Here is a 24,290-nt window from a genome sequence, read left to right on the forward strand (position 1 = left end):
GTCATCACATGGTGTCGGCTGGAAGGCACGGCAACGTCACCCCGCTGGGGTGAATCCGCGAAACGCAACGGGCGCGTGGGTTGATGAACCCACGCGCCCGCGATCACAGACAGTCAGACAGTCAGACGGTCAGGCCAGGGACTCTTCCCAGGCCTGGTGCAGCCCGGCGTAGTGGCCGTCCCGGGTGACGAGGTCGTCAGGTGCGCCGTCCTCGATGATCCGCCCGTGCTCCAGCACCAGCACCCGGTCCGCGGTCTCGACGGTGGACAGCCGGTGGGCGATGACGATCGCCGTACGGTCGGCCAGGATCGTCTTCAGAGCCCGCTGGATGAGGCGTTCGCTGGGGATGTCCAGGCTGGACGTCGCCTCGTCCAGGATCAGTACGGCGGGGTTGGCCAGGAATGCCCGCGCGAACGCGACCAGTTGGCGCTGTCCGGCGGACAGCCGGGAACCGCGCTTCTCCACCGGGGTCTCGTACCCGTTCGGCAGTGCGGTGATGAAGTCGTGCGCGCCGATCACCTTGGCGGCCTCGACGACCTCCTCCATCGTCGCGTCGGGCTTACCGAAGCGGATGTTGTCGGCGACCGAGCCGGTGAACAGGAAGTTCTCCTGGGTCACCATGACCACCCGCTCGCGCAGGTCGTCCTCGGACAGGTCGCGCAGGTCCACACCGTCGAGCAACAGGTGCCCGCTGGTCGGGTCGTAGAACCGTGCGACCAGTTTGGCGATCGTGGTCTTGCCGGCGCCCGTCGTACCGACCAGGGCCAGCGTCTGACCCGCCGGCACGTCCAGCTGCAGACCGGGCAGCACGGGTACGCCGTCGACGTACTCGAACCGCACGTTCCGCAGTTCCAGGTGGCCACGCGCCTTGCCCGGCTTGGCCGGCTTGATCGGCTCCGGAACGTCCGGGGTCTCGTTCAGCACCCCGGACAGCTTCTCCAGTGCCGCCGAGGCGGACAGGAACGTGTTGTAGAACTGCGTGATGTCCTGCAGCGGCTCGAAGAACTGCCGCAGGTAGAGCAGGAACGCCGTCAGTACGCCGACCGTCACGTGCCCGTGGTACGCCTGGTAACCGCCGTACGCCAGGATCGCGACGATCGTGATGTTGCCGACGCCCTTGATCGCCGGCATGAAGACCGCGTTCAGCCGGAACGCCTCGAGGTTCGCCTTCCGGTACCGGTCGTTGACACCGTGGAAGATCTCCTCGTTGCGCGGCTCCCGGCGGAACGCCTGGACCGCGCGGATGCCGGTCATCGACTCGACGAAGTGCACGATGACGAGCACGACAGCTTCACGCGTCTGCCGGTAGACGATGGCGGACCGCTTCCGGAACCACGCCGTCAGGACCAGCAGGATCGGGAACGACAGCAACGCGAGCAGCCCGAGCTTGACGTCCAGCGTGAGCAGGATGATCGCCGTACCGACCAGGGTCAGCGCGGCGGTGACCAGACCGTCGAACCCGCTGGCCAGCATCTCGTCGATCACCTGCACGTCCGACGTCAGCCGGGAGATGACCCGGCCGGACGTGAACTTGTCGTGGAACGCCGGGCTCAGCCGCTGGAAGTGGTCGAACACCCGCTTCCGCAGCCCGAGCAGAATGGTCTGACCGAGCCGGCCGGACCGCATCAGGAAGATCTGCCGGGCCCACGCCTGCAGCAACGCCGACACCAGCACGGCGATCACGATCGTGATCAGCTGCCCCGAGCCCTTGCCGGCGAGGATCGGCGGGATGCCGTTGTCGATGCCCAGGTGCACCAGGTACGGCACGGCGAGCCGCGCGCCGTTCTCGATGATGACGATCACCACCAGCAGCCAGATCAGCTTCTGGTACGGCCGGAGCAGCTCCCCGAGCAGCTTGCGGGAGTCCTCCTTCAGCCGGATGGTCGTCGCCCGCGACAGCTCCCTGTCGGGGTCGTCCTCGAAGACGCCCCGCCACTTCTGCTCCGTCGGCTGCCGGTCGTTCTTCGGCTCGTTACTCGAGGCCTGAGGAGGTGTTTGCTGGGTCGTCGTCATGCGTGCACCTCCTCTTCCTCGGCCGCGAGCAGGTGCCGGTACTCCGGCACCGTCGCGAGTAGCTCGTGATGGGTTCCGACGTGGGTGATTGTGCCGCCCTGCAGCAGTGCGACCTTGTCGGCCAGCATCACCGTCGACGCGCGGTGCGCGACCACGATGCCGGTGGTGTCGGCGAGCACGTTCTGCAGTGCTTCCTCGACCAGAGCCTCGGTGTGGACGTCGAGAGCGGACAGTGTGTCGTCCAGCACCAGTACCGCAGGCTTGGCGAGCACTGCGCGTGCCAGTGCGAGCCGCTGCCTCTGACCGCCCGACAGCGACATGCCCTGCTCACCGACGCGGGTCTCCAGACCCCACGGCAGGTCGTTGGCGAACTGCGCCTGGGCAACCTCGAGCGCCTGCTGAACGTCGGCCTCGCTGGCATCCGGACGGCCGAGCGTCAGGTTCTCCCGGACGCTCATCGAGAACAGCGTCGGGTCGTCGAACGCGGACGCGACCGCGGTCCGCAGTGACACCAGGGACAGGTCCCGGATGTCGTGCCCGTCGATGGTGATCCGTCCGGCGGTCACGTCGTACAGCCGGGGGACCAGTGCGGTCAGAGTGGTCTTGCCGGACCCGGTGGCGCCGACCAGTGCGAGCGTCGTACCAGGGGTCAGGTCGAGGTTGATGTCGTGCAGCACCTCGGTCGAGTCGTCGGAGAACCGGAACCCGACGTGCTCGAAACGCAGGTGGCCGTGCGAGTTGGTGAGCGTTTCCGGGCCGGACTTGATCACCGAATAGGTGTCCAGGATCTCGCTGATCCGGTCCGCCGCCGTCATCGACTCCTGCGCCATCGCCAGGATCGCGCCGAGCGAGGTGATCGGCCAGACCAGCGACAGCATCAGCGTGATGAACGCGACCAGGGTGCCGAGGGTGATGGCCTCCCGGCCGACAGCGAGCGCGCCGAGCAGCAGCACGATCACCAGGGTCAGGTTCGGGATGACGCCGAGGAAGCTCCAGAACCGGGACGCGAGCCGGACCTTCGCGACCTCGGTGTCGTACAGCGTGGTCGCTTCTTCGTCGAACTGACGCTGGACGTGCGGCCGCCGGCCGAACGCCTTGATCACCCGGAAGCCGAGCGCCGACTCCTCGATCCGGGTGGCCAGGTCACCCTGCTGGTCCTGGACCTTGCGGGAGATCCGCAGGTACTTCTTCTCGAACTTCAGCGACACCATCACGACCGGTACAGCGGCCACCAGGACCACGAGACCGAGCGGCCAGTACAGCTGGAGCAGCAGGATGGTGACGACGATCAACTGCAGGATGTTCATCACCAGGAACAGCAGACCGAAGCCCATGAACCGGCGGATCGTGGACAGGTCGGTGGTGACGCGGGAGAGCAGCTGACCGCTCTGCCAGCGGGTGTGGAACTCCATCGGCAGTGACTGGAGCCGGACGTACAGGTCGTGCCGGAGCGTTGCCTCCAAGTCGCTGACCGTTCGGGATTGCGCCCAGCGGCGCATCCACACCAAGATGACTTCGGAGATGCTGAGCCCGAGGGCCAGCAGCGCGAGCGGGACCAGCATGCTCAGCTCACGACGGGTCACCGGACCATCGATGATGGCTCGGGTGACCAGCGGTACTGCGAGGCTGACGCCGACGCCGAGCATGGCGGTGGAGAACATCACCGCTAGGCGCCAGCGGTGTGGCTTCAGGTATGGACGTAGCCGCCAGAGGTTGCGGCTGCGCTCTGGGGCACGGGTGGTAGGGGCAGCGATCGACGGCGCTTGGACAGTGTGCTCTGACGGCATCTGGACGGGCGCACTTCCCATCTACTTCGGTTCACAAGGGGTTTGAGCGACCTGAAAACGGCGCACTTTCCAGTATCGCCTAGTAGGTAAGCGCTTGTCCTGCCAATTCCATTCCCCGTCGATGAATAACCACCGGACGCAATAACCCGTCCCGGCCCCACGCGGGAGGCTTGTCCGGACCTATCGCGATTCGTAATCAGTGCTAGGCCATCGATCGCCCCGCCGTTTCCTCTTCGGGCAACTCGCGCAGTCCGCGCAGCGGCGAGAAGAAGGCGACCAGGGTTCCCGCGAGCATGCCCGCGGTGGCGATCAGGAGGGTGGGGCGGATGTGGAGAGCGGTGGCCAGGACCCCTGAGGCGGCCGCGCCCGCCGCCTGGCCGCCGATGACCAGGGTGCGCCAGGAGGCCGTGACCTGGCCCAGGAGGTGGGCAGGAGCCAGCGCCTGGCGCAGCGTGCGCTGAGGTACGCCGAACAGCGACATCCCGAGGCCCGCGAGCACCTGGCCGAGGAGGATCAGCGGCGTACGGCCCGTGAAGAGCAGAGCACCGTTGAGCGAGGCAAGGACGCAGCCGGACAGGTACGAGCGGCCGATGCCGACCCGCCGGCACCACGGACCGGCTACCAGCGTCCCCACTACCGCAGCGGCGCCGAAGGCGGTCAGCGTGAGTCCTACGAACGCGGGCGAGCGGTGCAGCTCACGGATGAGGAACAGGACGATCAGTGGTCCTTGCAGAGATCCGGCCAGGGCCGCAATGCCCGCGGAGAGAACCAGTGGCCTGAGCATCCGGTGACCGAAGAGCACACGCAGACCTGCCGACAGCCGCACCTCGGAGCGGGGTCGCACGGGCGGGCGGTCCGGCTCGCGGATCAGGTACGCCGCGATTGTGGACACGACGTACGACGCGGCGTCGATGGCGATCGCGAACGGGGCCGTGAGGACCTGCACCAGGAGACCTGCGACGGACGGGCCGACGGTCGAGGCAAGGTTCAAGTTCAGCAGGGCGGCACTGTTTGCGCGGATCAGGTCCTCACGTGGAACCAGCAACGGGATCATCGTCTGGGACGCGGTGTCGGACAGCAACGTGAGCACTCCGGTCAGTACGGCGACGATGTACAACTGCTCGATCCGCAGCGAATCTAGGGCCGCCGCAACCGGCACGGAGCCGAGCAGTAGGAGGCGTCCGACATCGGTCCAGATCAGCACACGCCGTCGCGACCACCTGTCCACCCAGACACCCGCCAGCAGCCCGAACAGCAGGTGGGGCGCAATCGACACCGCGGACAGCGCACCCATCTGCACAGCGGATGCCTGCAGAGTCACGACCGCCACCAACGGAAGCGCGACAGTGGTGACCGCACTGCCGGATGCAGACACCAGCTGTCCGATCCATAGCTTCCTGAACTCGCCGTTAACGACCCATGCCATACCTGTGAACCTGTCACTCAGGAGAGTCATTCGACTACGGTTGTTCGCCGCCAGCAGAGCTTGTTCACTCCACGCGAAACACAGGACCCCTTGCAGTGAAGGGGAGTGAGGCGCCACGGGGGATCAGCCAGGCGTGCTCACGCCGTACGCGGACGACGTCGCACTGCCCGTCGGTGATGAGCAGGATCGGGCCCTCCATGGGGAAGTCCTTCGCCCGCTCGAGCAGATCGACACCGGGCTGCAGCACCGTCCCGCCCCGACCACGGACCTGCACCCGGCCGGCGATGTCGTCCACCGGCACGTACCCGGCGTCGTACGCCGCTGCGTCGCAGTACACGACCCGTGCGGCCGGTACGTCGCGAGCGCGCGAGTACGACGCGATCGCGCCGAGCGCCTTGCCCAGCAGTTCGCGATCCATCGAGCCGGAGGTGTCCAGCACCACGCCGTACGTCGGGAGGCGGTCGAGCTCGACTGGGCGGACCCAGCCCGGGCGCGGGATGTCCGGCGTACCGGACTGGCGTCGCGAGGCGCGGGCGTACGTGCGGGTCTTCTCGACGGCCGGTACGTGCTCCTCGAACCAGCGGGCGAGTTGTGCGTCCCAGGCGAGCGGCGGGTGGTCCAGCGCGCGGATCTCCTCGACCAGTCCGGCAGGCAGGGTGCCCCGGGCAGAGTCGTGGTACGCCAGACCGGTGGTGAGCGCCCGCCGGTAGATGTCGTCCAGACCGGTGCCGCGTGCGGCCTCACCTGCGTGCGGCAGCGGGTGCCCGAGTACGTCGCCCAGTCCGACGCCGCGCAGGGTCGCGAGCTTCCGGTAGCGACGCAGGTCAGTGGTGATGCGGTCGTAGACCTCTTCGGCGGACATGCCCTTCAGGACCGGGTCGTGCAGCGCGCCGTCCGGCATACTGCCGACGCCCATCTCCAAGAGCCAGCCGTTGATCACCAGGTCGGCGGCCACGTTCCACAGGTACGGGTCGCGGCCGCCGACGCGCTCGCCGTGGCGCAGGGCGGCGTGCAGCATCTCGTGCGCCATCACGAACCGCCACTCGTCCAGCGTCATGCTGATGAGCGGATTGACGTAGATCTCGCCGACGGCCGCATTCACCGCGGCGGTGTGGATGTCCCAGCCGCGGGCGAGCTCCGCCTCGGCGACGATCGTCATGCTCGACGCGATGGCACCGAGCAGCGGGTACGACGAGACGAACCAGCCGAGCGCGAGGTCCCACTTGTCCCGCCCGCCGCGGCGCGCACTCAGCGAAGAGCGTGCACCGCCGGCGATCTCCACGGCTGCTGCCGCGGCTGCGGACAGTCCGGCGGCGAACAGTTCGCCCCACTCGGGCGGCTTGCCCCAGCCGTTCCAGCGGGCCGTCTCCACGTCCGACGTCCGGCCTGCTACTCCGAGTCCGTCGTACTCCGCCGGCACACCTTCGCGCCGCCAGAGACGGGCTAGCGCGTCCTCCTCCATTGCGGGGAAGGCCGTGGGCAGCTCGACGACCGGCGTACCGAGTTTGAGGGACTGGAGGTAGCGGTTGACCGCTACGTCGCACGCGACCTGGGCGGCGTGGTCCGGATCCGGCCGGTCGCGGTCGGCGTGGCCAAGGCCGAGGTGGATGAGCAGGTGCGCGAAGACCCACGTCCACTCGTCCGGCGTGGCGCGGCGGGTCCGGTGCGTACGGATCTGGCCGTTCGAGTCGATGATCGCCCAGGCATCGGCCGGACAGGCGTCGTCGCGGACCGGGCTGTGTGCCCAGTCGGCCATCGGCGCGAACAGCGGGTGCTGCACGACGGTCGCCCAACCGGCCTGGATCGCCTCCCACGCCTGGTCCCGCTGCTTCTGGCGCTGTTTAGGCACGTGCGGCAACCAGCCGCGGCAGGTCGCGGCTGACCTCGACGAGGAACCAGGTCGGCAGCACCGGACGGCCGTCGTCGTCGGATGCGATCACCAACTGTGCGATCTCGAGCGAGATCTCCGCCAGCTCAACCAGCAGCGCCTTGCCGCGGTGTGCGAGCTGACGGGCCGCAGGGTTGGCGGAGGCCTTGTCGGCAGCGAGTTCCTTGATCAGACGGGCGCGGAAGGTCTCGGCGAGGAAGTACAGCAGGTCGCGGTCCTCCGGAGCTGCCGGCCAACCGGTCTCACCCTTGAGCACGGCGTCCAGTCCGAACGCGTGGCGGACCGTCTTCACGTACGCGCGGAACGTGGAGGCGTGCGCGGCGGACAAGGTGCCGAAGGCAAGCACCCGGAGGGTCTCGTCGGACACGTCATCGCCGTACGAGTGGAGGGCGTCCGAGAGCATGTGCCAGGAGCGTGGGGTGGAGAACGGCTCCTCGGTCTTCGGCGGTGCGGTCCACAGGTGGTCGGGGCGGTTGCGCAGGTACTCGAGCACCCACGGGTGGATGCCCGCCGCGCCTGCCCACTGCAGCCAGTCGCTCGCGGAGGCACGCAGGTGGACGTGGACCAGCCTGTTGACCAGTGCGCTCGCCATCGGACGGGCCAGGGCGTTGTCGGTGGCCCGGTTGCCGGCGCCGATCACCACGGAGCCCTCGGGCAGCTCGTACTCACCGATCCGGCGGTCGAGGATGAGTGAGTAGAACGCCTTCTGAACCTCGGCGGACGATGCGTTCAGCTCGTCGAGGAACAGGCAGTACGGCTCGTCCCGCGCGATCGCGACGGGCGGTGCGAAGCGGCTACGGCCGTCGACGATCTGCGGTACGCCGATGAGGTCCTCCGGCGCGAGCTGCGTGCCCAGCAGCGTCACGCACTCCAGACCGAGTGATTCGGCGAAGGCCCGCACCAGACTGCTCTTCCCGATCCCCGGTGCGCCCCAGAGGAAGACCGGGCGGACGACTGCGACGTGCAGCAGTACTTCGGGCAGCTCTGCCGCCGATACCGTGATTCCCGCCTGCATTCGTTCCTTTCGATTTCGTCGCTGGTCAGCCCTTCAGGATCCTCCTGGCGTCACGGTGTGTCACTCTGTTTTCCACGGCGCTTCCGTTACCGGTGGTTACTGGCTAGGGTGCGGCCCGTTGTCTTCGGAGTACTGGGGGGTCTCTCGTGGTGAGCTTTCGGGTCAAGGCTGCGGCTGTGTGCGCCGTCGTACTGCTGCCGCTGTCGGCGTCGCAGGTGATGGCTGCCGACCCGCCACCGCACCTGGGAGCGGGGGTGCTCGTCCCGGGGCGGTCTGCGGTCGACGTCGGGATGTCCGGCGCCCGCGTGGTCGTGTCGAACCCGGTCTACGAGACCAGCAACAACGGGGCCACCTGGACCGCTTCCGGCGGCACGAACGTCGGCAAGCCGCTGCAGGTCGAGGGGACTGCGCTGCTGACGTTCGACGGGAGTACTGCGAAGGTCGGCGGGCTCACGTTCCCCGCTGCGGACGAGGTGGTTCTCGGGAAGGGCGGCAAGCTCGTCTCGGACCGTACGCCGGCTGGAGCGACCGCGGCTGTGTACGACGTTGCCTCCAAGACCAAGCTGGCCGACTACGCGCCGCCGTTCGCCATGTCCGGCGACACCGTGTGGAAGGTGACGTCGCCGGGGCATCTGGACGGCAAGAACCTGACTACTGGTGACGTGAAGACCGTACTGGTCGCGACTGCGTGCACCGTAGGCCCGGACGACGTGAACGGCCGCTGGGCTGTGCTGAGCGGCTGCAACCAGGTTGTCGACGTCACCGGACCGCAGCCGCCGCGGAATCTGTCCGTGGCCGCGGACTCCCAGCTGGGCAACGGCTTTGCTGTGCAGGCGTCTGGATCGGACCTGCTGGTCACTGACCTCAACGATCCAGCTCTCGGGCAGCGCAGGTACGGACCGATCCGCACAGCCAGTCCCAGCTTCCGCGCGGACGGCTCCGGTCTGGCGAAGATCGTGTACGCCGACGCGGACGGCAATCCGCGAGTGATCACGCTGAGCTGGCTGACCCCGGACCCGCAGCAGCACCCGGACACGCTTGCACCTGTGCTGACCAGTGCGTCGGCCGGCGACCGGGTGCGTGACAACACCAGCTTGTCCTTCGACTGGGCCTTTACTGACCCGCAGGACCCGAACTCGCCTGCCACGGGCGTATTGAGCTACGACCTGCGCATCCAGCAGCGCCCGAACCGCACCTCGCCGTACGGCGCGTGGAACTTGGTGCCGGCGTGGCAGGGGCTGAAGACGACCGCAGCGAGTCTGACTGCGCCGATCGGCACGGATACATGCTGGTCCGTTCGTGCGCGTGACTACGCGGGCAATGTGAGCGCGTGGAGTGCGTCGTACTGCAGTGAGGTCGACGGGACTGCGCCGTCCCTTGTGACTTGGCGGATCGGCGACCGTGTGCAGTTGACCGGGACCGCGACTGTTCGGTGGGCGTACAAGGACGACACCGACATCGCGTCGTACGACGTGGTCTACAAGACCGCCGCACCGGGCGTTGCGTTCGGCAAGTGGATCTACCCGGCCACCTGGCAGAACACCCGCATCACGTCGATCACCTGGGCTCCGCGCCTCGGCTGGGACGAGTGCTTCATGGTCCGCTCCCGCGACTACCTGGGCAACCTGTCCGCCTGGACCGCCCCCATTTGCTCAGTAGCCCCCGAAGACGACCGCGCCCTGACCTCCGCCGGCACCGTCAGCCGCACCACCAGCACCCTGGCCTTCCAAGGCACCACCACCATCCTCAAAGCCAACGGCGCCTACCTGACCAAGGCCACGGAAGCGGGCCAACGCATTGCGCTGGTGGCCCTCCACGGCCCCGGCCAAGGCCGCGTAGACATCTACCACGCCAACATCAAAATCGGCACCGTCTCCCTGGCAGCCACCACCACAAGCCGAGTAGTCACCTATCTCCCCACCACGGTGTTCCGCACCGGCGCTCTCAAAATCATCTCGACCAGCACCGCCCCAGCCTCAATAGACGCAGTAGCCCTACTCCGCGCGTGATTCAAAGCAAGGTCACCCCGCTCAGCCCGATGTACCGTGGGCTGCTCGGACCTCCCGGCTTCCCAGGCGGCGCTCGAATCTTGAACCCGGTGGCCTCCACCCGGGCCCTGAGACCCGCCTGAAGGCGCGATCGGCTGGACCAACCGAGCGGTCAACCCCTCAACGGGAGGGTGTGCAGGTGGTGCGTTCTGGGCCCGCTCGCGGTGGCGGGTCTTTCCCGTCGCTGGGATCGACAACCGGCGGGCCCGCCTTGAACTGCGCGCCATCGGGGTTAACCCCTGAGATTGCCGGTTGCCCTCACTGGATGCGAGGTGTCAAGCGACCATCTGAGGGGTTGACCCCTGAGACGGTCGTGCCTCGGTCGCCTCGGTCGCCTCGGTCGCCTCGGTCGATCGGCGTGGCGAGTGGGAGACGGTTCGGGGGCGGCTGCGGTGTCTTGGCGTGGGCAATCCCGGGCTCGGTCGCTTTGCGGAACATTCTTGCCGCCAGGCGCAAACTTGTTACCGCGAACGCAACCAGGCCCGACCTAGGATCCGAGCAGACTGCATAGCCTGCCCCGGGAGCGGAGCCGACCGTAAAACTGAGCCGGGCGCCGAGCCGTCCGGGAGCCCCGGGCCGGGCGGCGAGCTGACCGGGGAACCCGAGCCAGGAGCCGAGCGCAGCGAAGGCGTGGGGGGTGCGGGTGGCGGAGCCCCCGCTGGCGCCGAGCGGAGCGAGGGCGCAGAGAATAGGAGGGCGAGACACCCTGCGCTTTCCGCAGGCATGCCTCGCCGCTCGCCCGAGCGGGTGACGAGAATCGAACTCGCGTAGTCAGTTTGGAAGACTGGGGCTCTACCATTGAGCTACACCCGCGTGGTGCTGCGGAACATGATTCCACAGACCGGGGGGTGGACTCAAAATGGGTTTCGAGAGCCCGGTGGCGCGAGCAGTGGTTCGGGGCGGCTAGACTTCTCCGGTCACTGCGGGGCGTAGCGTAGTGGCTAGCGCGCCTGCTTTGGGAGCAGGAGACCGCAGGTTCGAGTCCTGTCGCCCCGACAAACCCCCTGCAGCTCTGCTGCGGTCCGGGCCGTCGCCCGTGCTGGCAATGTCATCGAATCAAGGAGAACCGCCACCGTGAAGAGCACCGTCGAGTCCTTGAGCCCGACGAAGGTCAAGCTCATTGTCGAGGTGCCGTTCGAGGAGCTCAAGCCGAGCCTCGACGCGGCGTACAAGAGCATCGCCCAGCAGATCCAGGTGCCGGGCTTCCGCAAGGGCAAGATCCCGCCGCAGGTCATCGACCAGCGCGTGGGCCGGGGCCCTGTGCTCGAGGAGGCGATCAACGACGCGCTCCCGAAGCTCTACTCGCAGGCTGTCAGCGACAACCAGGTGAAGGCGATCGGCCGGCCCGAGGTTGACGTGACCGAGTTCAACGACAAGGAGAGCCTGCAGTTCTCCGCCGAGGTGGAGGTCCGCCCGGAGATCACCCTGCCGGACCTCGAGGGCCTGGAGGCCCAGGTCGAGGACCTCGCGATCTCCGACGACGAGGTCGACGAGCAGATCGAGGGCCTGCGGCAGCGGTTCGGCTCGCTGAACCCGGTCGAGCGCGCGGTGCAGGACAAGGACTTCATCACCCTGGACCTGTCGGCCAGCAAGGACGGCGAGAAGGTCGAGGAGGCGCAGGCGACCGGCCTGTCGTACCAGGTGGGCAGCGGTCAGCTGCTGGACGGCCTGGACGAGGCGGTCATCGGCCTGAGCGCCGGCGAGAAGAAGACGTTCGTGACCCAGTTGGTCGGCGGTGCGCTCAAGGGCGACGACGTCGATGTCGAGGTGACGGTGACCGCGGTCAAGGAGCAGGAGCTGCCGGAGCTCGACGACGAGTTCGCGCAGACCGCTTCGGAGTTCGACACCGCGGAGGAGCTGACCGCCGACGTGCGGACCCGGCTGGAGCGCGGCAAGCGGCTCGAGCAGGCCGGCGAGGCGCGTGACGCCGTACTGGAGAAGATCCTGACGCTGGTCGACGTGCCGGTGCCCGAGGGTCTGCTGACCGACGAGCTCGCCGCCCGCAAGGAGAACCTTGAGCAGCAGCTCGGGTACTCCGGGATGACGATGGAGCAGTTCCTCGAGGGTGAGGAGCAGTCCCAGGACGAGTTCGACGAGGACCTGAAGAAGCGCTCCGAGGACGCGATCAAGGCGCAGTTCGTGCTGGACCTGGTGGCCGAGCAGCAGGAGCTGAGCGTCAACGACCAGGAGCTGACCGAGCACATCGTCCGGCACGCGCAGCGTTCCGGCGTGAGCCCGGACCAGTTCGCCCAGCACGCGGTCGAGAACAACCTGGTCCCGAGCCTGGTGTCCGAGGTCGTCCGCGGCAAGGCGCTCGCCTACCTGGTCGAGAACGCGACGGTCACCGACGCGTCCGGCAACACGGTCGAGCTGAAGACCCTGCAGCCTGACGGCACGTACGCCGACCCCGAGGCCGAGGGGGCCGACGAGGCGTCCGACGCCGAGGCCCCGGTCGCGGAGCCCGCGAAGGCCTGATCCACGCCGTAACGGCCCGGAACCCAGCGATGGGTTCCGGGCCGTTCGCATTTCGGGAACCGGCTGCAAGGAAACTGACAGGTCGACCGCCTAGCGTGGGCGGTGAAACGATTTCCGAGCGAGGGGGCTGGTGTGACCGCGCTGCTGGAGGAGCCTGAGGTCGACCGTCCGGAGCTCCCCGAAGTACCTGACGAGGCAGCGGTCGACGAGCCCGGATCCGTTGTTCTGTGCGGCTGGTGAATGTGTCCCGAATTCGCTGACAGCAGACAGAACAGGCAGCAGGATGCGCCGTGAGCGAACACCTACGGCCCAGCCTTAGGTCTGTCGCCGCCGACCAGTAATGTCGGGTTCGTGAACGAGACATTTGCAGCCAGCCCCACCGCCGCGGGCGGCAACGGATCCGGCGGACAAGACGACGACATCTACCGCGAGCTGCGGAAAAACCGGATCATCTTCCTGGGCTCCGAGGTTCGCGACGACAACTCGAACGCGATCATCGCGCAGATGCTGCTTCTGAACGCTCAGGACCCCAACGCGGACATCTGGCTGTACATCAACTCGCCGGGTGGCTCGGTGGACTCCGGCATGGCGATCTACGACACCATGCAGTGGATCTCCAACGACGTCGCCACCGTCGGGATGGGTCTGGCCGCCTCGATGGGCCAGTTCCTGCTCTGCGCCGGCGCGAAGAACAAGCGGTTCGCGCTGCCGCACACCCGGGTCATGATGCACCAGCCGTCCGGCGGTATGGGCGGTACGGCCTCCGACATCAAGATCCAGGCCGAGCAGTCGCTGCACCTGAAGGCGCTGCTGTTCAAGCTGATCGCGGAGCACACCGGCCAGCAGCTCGAGCAGGTCGAGAACGACGCGGACCGCGACCGCTGGTTCACCGCCGACGCGGCCAAGGAGTACGGCTTCATCGACCACGTGGTCACCAGCGCCGCCCAGCTCAGCCAGGGCAGCCCGAACTCCTGATCTCCCACTCCGTCTCAGTTAAGGACGCACAATGAACTACTTCATCCCGCAGTGGGAGGAGCGCACGTCGTACGGCATGCGCCGCATCGATCCCTACACGAAGCTGTTCGAGGACCGGATCATCTTCCTCGGCACGCCGATCACCGACGAGATCGCGAACGCGGTGATGGCGCAGCTGCTGTGCCTGCAGTCGATGGACTCCGACCGCGACATCAGCATCTACATCAACTCCCCGGGCGGCTCGTTCACGGCGCTGACCGCGATCTATGACACCGTCCGCTACATCAAGCCGGATGTGCAGACGGTCTGCCTCGGCCAGGCGGCGTCCGCGGCGGCTGTGCTGCTCGCGGCCGGTACGCCGGGCAAGCGCCTCGCCCTGCCGAACAGCCGGATCATCATCCACCAGCCGGCCACCGAGGGCACCTACGGCCAGTCCTCCGACATCGAGATCCAGGCGAACGAGATTCTCCGCCTGCGTGCGCTGCTGGAGACCATGCTGGCCGACTCCAGCGGCAAGTCCCGCGAGGAGGTCTCCCGCGACATCGAGCGGGACAAGTTCCTGACCGCCGAGCAGGCCATCGAGTACGGCCTGATCGACGACGTCCTGCAGACCCTCAAGACCCCGGTCCCGGCCGGCGTCTGACCCGGCCGACGGCCTGTCAAGAGCTCGACGCGTTCGCCACCGGCGTAGTCACAACCCGGTGGCGAGCGCGGTTTTTTAGCCCACGACGGGGTACCGTCGAAACGGTCCGACTGCGCATAGAAGGGATCTGTCCCGGTGGCACGCATTGGTGACGGCGGTGACCTGCTGAAGTGCTCGTTCTGCGGAAAGAGTCAGAAGCAGGTCAAGAAGCTCATCGCCGGTCCCGGCGTCTACATCTGCGACGAATGCATCGATCTCTGTAACGAGATCATCGAGGAGGAGCTGAACGAGGGCTCCGAGGTCGGTCTCACCGAGCTACCCAAGCCGCGGGAGATCTACGACTTCCTCAACGCGTACGTCGTCGGCCAGGACGTGGCGAAGAAGGCGCTCGCAGTAGCGGTGTACAACCACTACAAGCGGGTCCGCGACGGTCAGGGCGCCTCGAGCGCCGGCCGGCACGCGAAGGACGAGGCCGTCGAGCTGGCCAAGTCCAACATCTTGCTGATCGGCCCGACGGGCTGCGGCAAGACCTACCTCGCCCAGACGCTGGCCCGGATGCTCAACGTCCCGTTCGCGATCGCGGACGCGACGGCGCTGACCGAGGCCGGCTACGTCGGCGAGGACGTCGAGAACATCCTGCTCAAGCTGATCCAGGCGGCGGACTACGACGTCAAGAAGGCCGAAACCGGGATCATCTACATCGACGAGGTCGACAAGATCGCCCGCAAGAGCGAGAACCCGTCGATCACCCGCGATGTCTCCGGTGAGGGTGTCCAGCAGGCGCTGCTGAAGATCCTGGAAGGCACCACCGCGAGTGTCCCGCCGCAGGGCGGCCGCAAGCACCCGCACCAGGAGTTCATCCAGATCGACACGACCAACGTGCTGTTCATCGTCGGCGGCGCGTTCGCCGGTCTGGACCACATGGTCGAGCAGCGGGTCGGCAAGAAGACCCTCGGCTTCAACGCCTCCCGCGAGCCGGAGAAGCCGAAGGAGCTCGGCGGGTACGCCGATGTCATGCCGGAGGACCTGCTCAAGTTCGGGCTGATCCCCGAGTTCATCGGCCGGCTCCCGGTCATCACGACGGTGTCGCCGCTGGACCGCGATGCGCTGATCAAGATCCTGTCGGAGCCGAAGAACGCGCTGGTCAAGCAGTACCGGCGGCTGTTCGAGATCGACAACGTCGAGCTGGAGTTCAGCGACGACGCGGTCGAGGCGATCGCGGACCAGGCGCTGCTGCGCGGCACCGGCGCCCGTGGCCTGCGGGCGATCATGGAAGAGGTCCTCCTCAACGTGATGTACGAGGTGCCCAGCCGCGAGGACGTCGCCAAGGTCGTCGTCACCGGCGACGTCGTACTGGAGAACGTCAACCCGACGTTGATCCCGCGCGACCAGATCGAGCGCACCAAGCGCCGCGAGAAGAGCGCGTAACAGAACACGACGAAGGGGAGGCCGGAGTCCGCTGTACGGCGGACTTCCGGCCTCCTTCTCGTTTACAGCGAAGAAAGCACTGACTCCGCTGCCGCAACAGTCTCGTCGACCTGGTCCGCGGTGTGCTCGGTGGACAGGAACCACAGGCCGCGCGGGACGATGTTGATCCCGGCAGCGAACAGGCCCGCGTGGAACCGAGCCATCGCGCCCCGGTCGCAGGCAGCGAACGAGCGGTAGTCGACCACCTCGGCCTGGTCGGTGATGTAGGTCTGGAACACCGGACCCGGACCGTCCACGAGCAGCGGTACGCCGTGCTTGGCAGCTGCGGCGCGCAGGCCGGCCATCAGCCGTTGGCCGGTCGCGTTCAGCGATGGGTAAACGTCGTCGCGGTTCTCGTCGAGTTCACGCAGTACTGCGTCTGCCGCCGCCATCCCGACCGGGTGCGAGTTGAAGGTGCCCGCGTGCGCCACCTTGCCGTCGGCAATCGTTCCCATCACCTCGGCCGATCCGACCAGCGCGGAAACCTGCATCCCGCCGGCCATTGCCTTCCCGAAGGCGGCCAGATCGGGTACGACGCCGAGCAACTCGCCCGCACCGCCGGGCGCCACGCGAAAGCCGGTGATGATCTCGTCGAAGATCAGCAACGACCCGTGCTGCCTCGTCAACTCCCGCAGCGCCTCGAGATAACCGGGTCGAGGCGTGATGCAGCCGGTGTTGCAGAGCAGGGGTTCGAGGATGACGGCGGCGATGTCGTCGCCACACCGCAACAACACGTCCGAGACGGCGGCCAGGTCGTTGTACGGGAGCACGATCAGGTCGTCGGCATCATGGCGCGGCTGGCCCGCCGTACCGCCGACTGCGGTGGGATGCCGGGCATCGCCGGCCAACGCGAGGTCTGGGTGCACGCTGTAGAGCACCGGGTCGAGCCAGCCGTGGTAGTTGCCCTCAAACTTCACGATCTTCGGCCGACCGGTGTGGCCGCGGGCCAGGCGGATCGCACCGTGCACAGCCTCCGAGCCGACGCTGTTGAAGCGGACCAGCTCCGCTGCGGGGACCATGGCGCAGAGGCGTTCCGCGACCTGTGCCTCCAGCTCGTGCTGAGCGGCGTACGCGACGCCACGGCGTACCTGAGTCGAGACCGCATCGGCCACCACTGGTGCGGCGTGGCCGAGGAGGTTGGGGCCTTGGCCGAGCACGTAGTCGAGGTAGCGGTTGCCGTCCACGTCCCACAGCTCTGCACCGCTGGCGTGGTCCACGAACAGCGGCCGGTCGGCACGTCGGGCGTCGCTGGAGACTCCACCGGCGATCACCTTCTGGGCACGCTGGTACAGGCGGTCGGCGTGGTCGTGGGTTCTCTGCACGGGTGCCTCCAAAGGGGCGTCAGTCGAGCTTCTCGGTCAGCAAGCGGAACTGCTGGCGGGGGCGGCCACCGCCGGTCGACCGAGCCGGCGGCAGCGGCCACGCGAGTCCCGCCTCGACCAGCTCCTTGAGCATGCGGCGTCCAGTGCGCTGGGTGACCTGCATGATCGCGGCGACGCTCTCGACGTCGACAACGAGCTGCCGGCCCGGTGTGGCACTCATGGCGGAGGCGATCGACGTGACGATCTCCAGGGCCCTCTGATCGAGCGGAGCGCTTTCAACCGGTGCAGCGTCGGCAGTTGCGGGCCCAGGCTCCAGGTCCAGCCGGTCGCTGCCACCGTCCAGGTACACCGCGACCTTGCCGCCCGCATCGACTGACTCCTCCACGGCCATCAGCGCGTTTGCCTCAGCTGCGCGAGCAGTCTGGCCAGTGCCAGCACCCACTGCGACCGGTACGCCGAGCTGTGCCGTCAAGGCACTCAGGAAGGGCGCAACGGTGAACTGCTCCGTCAGCCGCACCAGAGCGCCGTGCGTAGTGGTGACAAGGAACAGCGTGTCGGACCGGCGCGTCACCGACGCACCGACCTGCCGTGCCTCGGACAGCAGCTTCTGGTGGGTCGACAGCGCCAGCTCCTGCTGCCAGTAGTCGCCAGACTCCGCGCCCGAAGGAATGACCTGTACGGCGATCATCGCCAGCTGATGTGCCCCCATCCGCGTGCCCTGACCGAGCAGTACGGCGGTCTCCAGCGCGTCCCGCACACTCGACCGCGTCGGCGCGATCCGCAGCACCGGTACGCCGTCCGCCCGCAGTTCGCGCTCCACCGACAGGATCGTGGTCAGCGCCACGGTGGTGTGCTGGCGCTCCCGCTTGTCCCGGTGGAACGCCGCGAAGCCGTCAACCGACTCCGGCCCGTCGTACGGGACGTCGTACACCTGTGCGGTGTCCAGGCCGATCTCGCCGTACGCCTCGGTGACGTCGGCGAGGGAGAGCGAGTCGATGCTGACCCGGCTCAGATCGACGTCCTTGATGGTCAGCGAGGCACGCAGTAACGCGGCGTACAGCGCGGCGCCGGTCAGCGGGAGGTGGGTGGACGGGACGGTCAGCCAGTGGCCGGTGGTCGCCAGGTCGAACGCCCACGGGCCGGGGAAGACGGCGGAGTCGATCCGGTCGCGCAGCCTCAGGTAGCGCTCCTCGGCCTCGGACTGGTCGTCGTACCCGCCGGTGAGGAACCGCACGCCGTGCGCGGACCGCTCCGCGACCTCCTGCCCGACCTCGGCCATCGTCTTCACCAGGCGACGTGGCCCGAACAGTCCAACGGTCACCGCCGGCACCCGCTCACCAGCCGCCGGCTCGGTATCGTCACTCATCGTCAACCCCTCGTTCTCCCGGTAGCGGCCGCCACCGGAACAGCTTGCGGGCATTCCCGCTGAGAACATCTTGACGTTGACTCTCCGTCAGAGGCGCGCACACCACCCGGCCGAGCGACATCCGTTGGTCGATGAAGGGGAAGTCCGAGCCGAACAGGACCCGCCCACTGCCAACCTGTTCGACCATCGCACTGATCATCGGCCCGGTCATCTGTGAGCCGCACACCTCCAGCCAGAGCGACTCGTACCGGCTCGCGGCCTCGATCGCCTCGGCCACGCCGGCCGGGGTGATACCGGCGTGGCCGAGCATGACCGCAGCACCCGGGTAGCGCTCGGCGACCGTCTGGAACATCGCCGGAGCGTCGTACGCCGACTGGTGCTCGGAGTGGCTGAGCACGGGACAGCCGGTCGACTCCGCGAACTCCCACACCGCGGCGTACCGCGCGCCGGTGACCGGGTAGCGATGCAGCGACGGGTGCACCTTGATCCCGACGAACCGCTCGTCGGCCGCGAGCCGCTCGAGTTCGCGCTCCGGGTCCTGCCACGGGTTGATCACCGCGTACGCCGCGATGCGTCCCGGATGCGCGTCGACAGCGGCCAGCGATTGCGAGTTGCCGAGGTGCGCGTCCTGCTGGATCGCACGATTGGCCGAGAGCACCGTGACGGCGGTGCCGGTCAGGTCCATCACTGCGACCATCGTGGCGGCGTCCGGGTCCGGGATGTAGAACAACGAGTACGGGCCGAGGTGCGCGTGGACGTCGATGATCCGGTGCGTCGGCCGGCGCCCGATCACGAGCGACCTCCGCTGAACAGCCGACTCGCAGTGTCCGCGCCGACCAGCCGGACCGTCGCGTCGTCGAGGCCGGACCAGGCCAGCCGTACGACGCTCTCGCCGGGATCGCGCAGCCCGAAACCGGTCGCGAAGAGCAGCCGGTCCGCGAGGTCGTTGGCGGCGAGCCACTCGACGCCTTGGTGCGCGGCGAAGTCGACCAGGTCGACGTAGATGTTGGTGTGACCATCAAGTGCGGCCCAGAGCTCGCGGAGCTTGCGGTAGCCGAGGTTCGAGATGACGATCGGGAGTTCCGGGTAGCGGGTCGCGATCGCGGTCAGCTCCGGCCAGGTGATCTCGGCGGCGTCGATGCACAACGGCAGCCGGTTGGCCTGCAGCGCGGCGTACAACTCGTCGAGCAGGCCGGGGGCGAAGCCGTGCGACGCCGGGTGGATCCGGAAGGCCGCGACGCCTTCGTCGACGGCGCGTTCGACGAGTTCCGTCAGCGAGTCCAGTTCGCCCGGGGTCGCGGGGACCGCGCTCCAGCACGCGAGTACGCCGCGATCGGCCAGGCTGTGCGCGAGGGCGGACGCCTCGGCGTTGCCGCCGATCGGGTCGTGGAGCCAGGACGCCATCGCGCTGACCAGCGCGCCCGACAGCTCGAACCGGTCAAGATGCGCAGCAACCGCATCCCGATCAGTCGCCGGCTGCAAACTGGCCGGATGTGCGCCGGTCACCACCCGCGCATCGAACCACCCACAAGTCACCGCATCACTCATCACGAACCATCCCCCGATTCAACAGTCCAGCGGCCCGCGTACGGCAACGTCAAGTGCGCCCATCCGTTCTCGATCGCTGCGTCGATCACGATGCCGTTGAGACGGAGCTCGCCGGTGGCGTGCACAGACAAGTCGCAGCGTGCGGAGCAGGTGACGTCGTACCGCGTCGACTCAGCGAGGACGGTGATGTCTTCTGTGGAGCGCACCAGCGACGGCAGTTCCCGCACCCGCCAACCGGTTGCCCAGGACAACTTTCCGTCGACGGAGCGGATCCAGGTGGAGGCGCCGATGCGGTCGGTGGTGGGTCCGTTGGTGACGAGTAGTTCACCGCCTACTCGGGTGACGGCAACGTCGTCCGCGTACGGCACGAGAACGGTTGTGAAGTCGCCGCTCGAGCGCTCCAAGCTGAGCGAGTGCAAGGGCCCGTACTCCGCCGTCTGAGACTCCAGAACCGGCCGTCTGGCGGTGCCCTCCGCGGTGCCGACGACGGTTGTCGCCGGATCACCCGCCTCCAGCAGCAGGAGACGCTCCGCCGCGTACGCAAGCGGACCGACCTGCTGCCAGGGGTGCAGCGCATGCCACATCGCGCGGAAGGTGTGCGGGCCGCTCGCCCTGTCCGTCACGACGACGTACGCCGGTTCCTCGCGCACCATCGCGATCGTGCGCGACTGCTCCAGCCCGTTGCCGTGATGGCGACCGTTGAAGACCGCCACCGGACCGGTGTCGACGAGCGGATCGACCGACACCTGACGATCCGTGGACAGTTCGCGATCGTCGACGAGAACCGTGTTGTGGCCGCGACCTGACTGATACCAGCTCACATAGCCGGGATCGTCATAGCTCGGCGGACCGCCGGCCTCCCACAGCAATGGCTCGCCCCACCCGTCCAGCACCAGATCCAGTACGGCGCGATGCGAGTGCGACTCCAGCTCATGTTCGATATGCGGCCCGTGATTGATCACGGCCCGCAGCTCGTCACTGCGCAGAATCGTGTACCCGGACTCCGGCAAGACAGTTGCCAAAGGCAACTCCAAAGGCAGCGAACCGCCACGCTCCAGCATCGCAGCAGGCCAGACGATCCCGCTGTCCTGCAGATGCGGCACCCAACCACCCGACGACACCAACTCGCGCAACCAGGTATGCATCGCGGCATACCGCGGATGCCCCGCCACCTCCGAGTCGATCCGAGCCGCTGTCTGGAGCGCGCTCAGCACCATCCCGTGGTACCCAGGCGACCGCTCATAGTGTCCGCCATCCGGATAGATGTCCAAAGCGAGATGCTCTTCGATCCGCTCCCGCGCACGCCCCGCCCAGGCCGCCGACTCAACAAGTGACGGCAGGACAGCGCTGATATGCAGTAGCTCGGTCGCGCACACCAATTGCCAGTTCCCGTGCCGGAACACGTCATGCTCGTCGTACGCCCAGCGGGCTCCGCCGACCAGCGTCGCGACCAGCCGTCCCCACGCGCGGTCGGACAGCGACGACGGGGTCAGCACCTCGAGCGTCGGCAGCAGGTTGCGGCAGCGTGCCCAGGTGCCGAGCGAGTACCAGATGACGTCCAGCCCCGGCCACTCACCGGTGACCGAGTCGCGCCGCTCCACCCACTCGTCCAGGTGCCGCTCGAAGGCCTGCAGATAGCGGTCGTCGCCGGTCAGCAACCAGGCATCAACGCCGGGCTTCAGCCAGCCGAGGTAATGGAAGCCGTACAGCTGCGACCGGCCCTTGCCCAGCCCGGTCACGTCCACACCATCAAGCAACGGTGCTGCGGCTTCGAGTACGCCGTCAGCTGGGTCCGGCAACGGCCAGGCCGGACGCTGCATCCGAGCTCCCACAAAAGCGCGCAGCCCGGCCAGATCCTCCGCCGGCGACCCGAACGCCTTGAGCAGGTCGTCCGTCCCGATCTGGTTGATCCGCCCGTCGATGTGCCGCGGCTTCTCCGGCCCCGTACTCATGCGACCCCAGGAGCGACGTCGACCGGTTGCCGGGTCTCGATCGACAGATGCGCGGCCTCGAGTACGGCAGTCACGTCGCGGCTGCTCTCGATCGTGATCAACGGTTCCCGGCCGGTCCGGCAGCAGTCGACCCAATGCGCGATCGCATCGGCGTACGCACCGGCCGGGATGCCGTGCATGACCCGCTGCAGCATGTTCCGCGGATAGCTGTAGCCCTCCGGACGAGCCAGGACGACGCTCTCCTTCTGCCGGTCGAGCTGTACGACGCCGTTGTCGGTGGTCACCGCGACGTACGAGTCGACCGTGGTCGGGAACGTGTTCGGATAGATCCACGCCGACTCGAACGTGGCGACCGCGCCGCGCGAGTACTCCGCCTGGATCTGGATCGCGTCCGGGGTGTCGATGCCGAGCGACCGCAGCTTGCCCCACCGAGCTGTTGCGTAGACGCGGCGTACCTGATCGCGCAGCAGCCACGAGACCAGGTCGATGTCGTGGCTGGACAGGAACCACGCACACGTCGTGCGATCGGCCCAGGACAGCATCTCGGTCGGCACGAAGATCGTGTCGTCCTTGCGTGCGTACGCGACTGCGGCCTCACCGAGATCCGCGAGCAGCTCGTAGGCCTGTGCGTACGCCGGAACCCAGCGATGATTGAACAGGCACATCGCGACCACGTCGTTCTCGCGGATCGCCTTCACCGCGGCGTCAGCTTCCGCGACCGACGTGGTCATCGGCTTCTCGACCAGGATGTGCTTCCCGGCCTCCGCGGCCCGAACCATCATGTCGCCGTGCATATCGTCCGGAGTGGTGAGTACGACGGCATCCACCGCGTCCGAGGCGAGGAGCGCGTCGAGGTCGGGGTGAATCGTGGGCCGGGGCGCGCCACGTGCGGCGATCTCGTCGGCCAGCCGCCCGGCCGAATCCGCCGACCGGCTGGTCACCGCCGTGATCTCGGCGTCGGACCGGCCGGACAACGACAGCGCGTTGCCCCGCCCCATGATCCCGGCCCCGACAATCCCAATCCGCAACACGCTATTTGCCCTTCGCCAGAGTCTCGTTCCACGCCTTCTCGGCGTCGTCCAGTGCTTGCTCAGCAGTCTTGGTACCCGACATGTACGCGCGGATCTGGTCGTCGAACAGCTGCCGCAACTGCTCGTCGTTCCCGGAACCCATCGACGCGTCCACGCTGGTCTTGAACGTGTCGACGAGGATCTTGCGGGCCTGATCAGCCGGCGTGTTCCCGGAGATGTCGGTGAAGAACGGGTCGGCGAGAGCCTTCACCGACGACGGGTAGATCGGGACAAGCTTGCAGAGCGCGAGCTGCTGCTCAGGCGCGGCGACGTACTTGAGCCACGCGGCCGCCGCAGCCTGGTTGTCCGACTTGGCCGGGATGCCCATCACCTGCTGGCCGGACATGTAGTACTTGCCGTCGGCACCGGTCACCGGGGGACCGACCACGATCGACGAGTAGACGGCCGGCGCGTTCTTCTCGACGTTGAGCAGCGAGCTGGAGACAGCCGCCGGGTTGAACGCGATCAGCTTGTTCTCCAGCGACTGCGGCAGGTCCCGCGGGTTCTCGCTGAGGCTTCCGGGTGCGATCGCGCCGGACGCGAACAGCGGCTTGAACTTCTCCACCAGCGCGAGCGTCTCCGGCGTGTTGAAGGCAGCCGTCTTCCCGTCCTCCGACAACAGCTTGATGCCGTCGGCCTGCACCACGCTCGAGTACGCCATGAAGTTGGTCGCCGACTTGCCGGTCGCGTCGTGGTACTTCGTCGCGAGGGTCAACGCGTCGTCGTACGTCGTCGGCGGCTTGGCCGGATCGAAGCCGGCCTTGGCCAGCAGATCCCTGTTGTAGAACGAGAGCGACGTGCCGCCGTTGTACCACGGGATCGCGATGCGCTTGCCGTCGACAACCAACGGGTCAGCGAGGTTCGGCAGGTACGCGGCGATGTCCTCCTGGCTGAACAACGAGCTCAGGTCCGCCATCGACCCGGCGAACAGCCCGGTCGTCGCGGACGTGAAGTTGACGACGTCCGGCACCTTCCCGCTGGCGATCGCGGCCAGCAGCTTGGTGGTGATGTCCGCGCCCGGCACGTCCACCCAGTTGATGTGAACCTTCGGATGGTCCTTCTGGTACGCGTCGATCCATTTCTGGATGTCCGGCCCGTAGTTCTTCTGCAGGTTGATCGTCCACCACTCGACGTCGCCGGCGTACGCGTCACTGGACTGCTGCTTCGGTTCGTCGCCGCCGGCCGGGCTGCCGGACACACAACCGGTCAGCGCGAGAAGCAGAGCGGCACCCGCCGCAAGGTGCCTGAGCAGGGATCGGGCCATCGGTGGCTCCTCAGAACGAAATGTCCTAAAC

At 67.6% G+C, this 24,290-nt stretch carries 17 protein-coding genes and 2 tRNA genes; 6 read left to right on the plus strand and 13 right to left on the minus strand.

What is annotated here, in order from left to right:
* Positions 1–129: 129 nt before the first annotated feature.
* From EV645_RS01180 to EV645_RS01200, 5 genes are all read right to left on the minus strand, one after another.
* Positions 130–2,013: an ABC transporter ATP-binding protein gene (locus tag EV645_RS01180; protein ID WP_130438814.1), complete on the minus strand. Its 1,884-nt coding sequence runs from the start codon at positions 2,011–2,013 to the stop codon at positions 130–132.
* Positions 2,010–3,674, minus strand: coding sequence for an ABC transporter ATP-binding protein (locus tag EV645_RS01185; protein ID WP_242000133.1), 1,665 nt, complete (start codon positions 3,672–3,674; stop codon positions 2,010–2,012). The genes EV645_RS01180 and EV645_RS01185 overlap by 4 nt, the downstream gene beginning before the upstream one ends.
* Positions 3,675–4,002: 328 nt before the next feature.
* On the minus strand, positions 4,003–5,226 hold the full coding sequence (locus EV645_RS01190) for an MFS transporter (protein WP_157996984.1): 1,224 nt from the start codon (positions 5,224–5,226) through the stop codon (positions 4,003–4,005).
* 64 nt (positions 5,227–5,290) lie between these two features.
* A complete protein-coding gene (locus EV645_RS01195) occupies positions 5,291–7,075 on the minus strand; it encodes a vWA domain-containing protein (RefSeq protein WP_242000134.1) in 1,785 nt (594 codons plus the stop codon).
* Positions 7,068–8,129, minus strand: coding sequence for an AAA family ATPase (locus EV645_RS01200; protein ID WP_130438820.1), 1,062 nt, complete (start codon positions 8,127–8,129; stop codon positions 7,068–7,070). The genes EV645_RS01195 and EV645_RS01200 overlap by 8 nt, the downstream gene beginning before the upstream one ends.
* A gap of 149 nt (positions 8,130–8,278) precedes the next feature.
* Between EV645_RS01200 and EV645_RS01205 the strand changes: the two genes are divergently transcribed.
* The gene (locus tag EV645_RS01205; RefSeq protein WP_130438822.1) at positions 8,279–10,138 is read left to right on the plus strand and encodes a hypothetical protein; all 1,860 of its coding nucleotides are present in this window, start codon (positions 8,279–8,281) and stop codon (positions 10,136–10,138) included.
* A 781-nt stretch (positions 10,139–10,919) separates the two neighbouring features.
* Here EV645_RS01205 and EV645_RS01210 read toward each other — a convergent pair.
* A tRNA-Gly gene (locus EV645_RS01210) sits at positions 10,920–10,990 on the minus strand.
* Positions 10,991–11,100: 110 nt separating this feature from the next.
* Between EV645_RS01210 and EV645_RS01215 the strand changes: the two genes are divergently transcribed.
* The 5 genes from EV645_RS01215 (at position 11,101) to clpX (ending at position 15,698) form a co-directional block, all read left to right on the plus strand.
* A tRNA-Pro gene (locus EV645_RS01215) sits at positions 11,101–11,173 on the plus strand.
* Positions 11,174–11,251: 78 nt separating this feature from the next.
* Positions 11,252–12,652 (plus strand): trigger factor, encoded by a 1,401-nt coding sequence (gene tig, locus EV645_RS01220; RefSeq protein WP_130438824.1) that lies wholly within the window; start codon positions 11,252–11,254, stop codon positions 12,650–12,652.
* 351 nt (positions 12,653–13,003) lie between these two features.
* The gene (locus EV645_RS01225; RefSeq protein ID WP_130438826.1) at positions 13,004–13,627 is read left to right on the plus strand and encodes a ClpP family protease; all 624 of its coding nucleotides are present in this window, start codon (positions 13,004–13,006) and stop codon (positions 13,625–13,627) included.
* 31 nt (positions 13,628–13,658) lie between these two features.
* Positions 13,659–14,270 carry an ATP-dependent Clp protease proteolytic subunit gene (locus EV645_RS01230; RefSeq protein ID WP_130438828.1) on the plus strand — a complete coding sequence of 204 codons (612 nt, stop codon included), beginning with the start codon at positions 13,659–13,661 and terminating at the stop codon, positions 14,268–14,270.
* Positions 14,271–14,405: 135 nt separating this feature from the next.
* Entirely contained in the window at positions 14,406–15,698 is a 1,293-nt protein-coding gene (clpX, locus tag EV645_RS01235) for an ATP-dependent Clp protease ATP-binding subunit ClpX (protein ID WP_130438830.1), read from the plus strand.
* Positions 15,699–15,760: 62 nt separating this feature from the next.
* Here the strand turns inward: clpX and EV645_RS01240 are convergent, their stop codons facing one another.
* Genes EV645_RS01240 through EV645_RS01270 form a run of 7 tightly spaced genes read right to left on the minus strand, consistent with a single transcriptional unit; the run spans position 15,761 to position 24,259 of the window.
* Positions 15,761–17,059 (minus strand): aspartate aminotransferase family protein, encoded by a 1,299-nt coding sequence (locus EV645_RS01240; protein ID WP_157996985.1) that lies wholly within the window; start codon positions 17,057–17,059, stop codon positions 15,761–15,763.
* Between the two features lie 19 nt (positions 17,060–17,078).
* Positions 17,079–18,425: a hypothetical protein gene (locus EV645_RS01245; protein WP_130438834.1), complete on the minus strand. Its 1,347-nt coding sequence runs from the start codon at positions 18,423–18,425 to the stop codon at positions 17,079–17,081.
* Positions 18,418–19,218: an amidohydrolase family protein gene (locus tag EV645_RS01250; protein WP_157996986.1), complete on the minus strand. Its 801-nt coding sequence runs from the start codon at positions 19,216–19,218 to the stop codon at positions 18,418–18,420. The genes EV645_RS01245 and EV645_RS01250 overlap by 8 nt, the downstream gene beginning before the upstream one ends.
* Positions 19,215–19,973, minus strand: coding sequence for an amidohydrolase family protein (locus EV645_RS01255; RefSeq protein ID WP_130438838.1), 759 nt, complete (start codon positions 19,971–19,973; stop codon positions 19,215–19,217). The genes EV645_RS01250 and EV645_RS01255 overlap by 4 nt, the downstream gene beginning before the upstream one ends.
* Positions 19,973–21,925 carry a heparinase II/III family protein gene (locus EV645_RS01260; protein ID WP_130438840.1) on the minus strand — a complete coding sequence of 651 codons (1,953 nt, stop codon included), beginning with the start codon at positions 21,923–21,925 and terminating at the stop codon, positions 19,973–19,975. Before EV645_RS01260 ends, EV645_RS01255 begins: the two co-directional genes overlap by 1 nt.
* Entirely contained in the window at positions 21,922–22,956 is a 1,035-nt protein-coding gene (locus tag EV645_RS01265) for a Gfo/Idh/MocA family protein (protein ID WP_198681406.1), read from the minus strand. The genes EV645_RS01260 and EV645_RS01265 overlap by 4 nt, the downstream gene beginning before the upstream one ends.
* Before the next feature lies 1 nt (position 22,957).
* Positions 22,958–24,259, minus strand: a complete 1,302-nt coding sequence (locus EV645_RS01270) for an extracellular solute-binding protein (protein WP_130438842.1) — start codon at positions 24,257–24,259, stop codon at positions 22,958–22,960.
* Positions 24,260–24,290: the final 31 nt, after the last annotated feature.

The organism is Kribbella rubisoli (genome assembly GCF_004217145.1).
In the GTDB taxonomy this organism is placed as follows: Bacteria; Actinomycetota; Actinomycetes; order Propionibacteriales; family Kribbellaceae; genus Kribbella; species Kribbella rubisoli.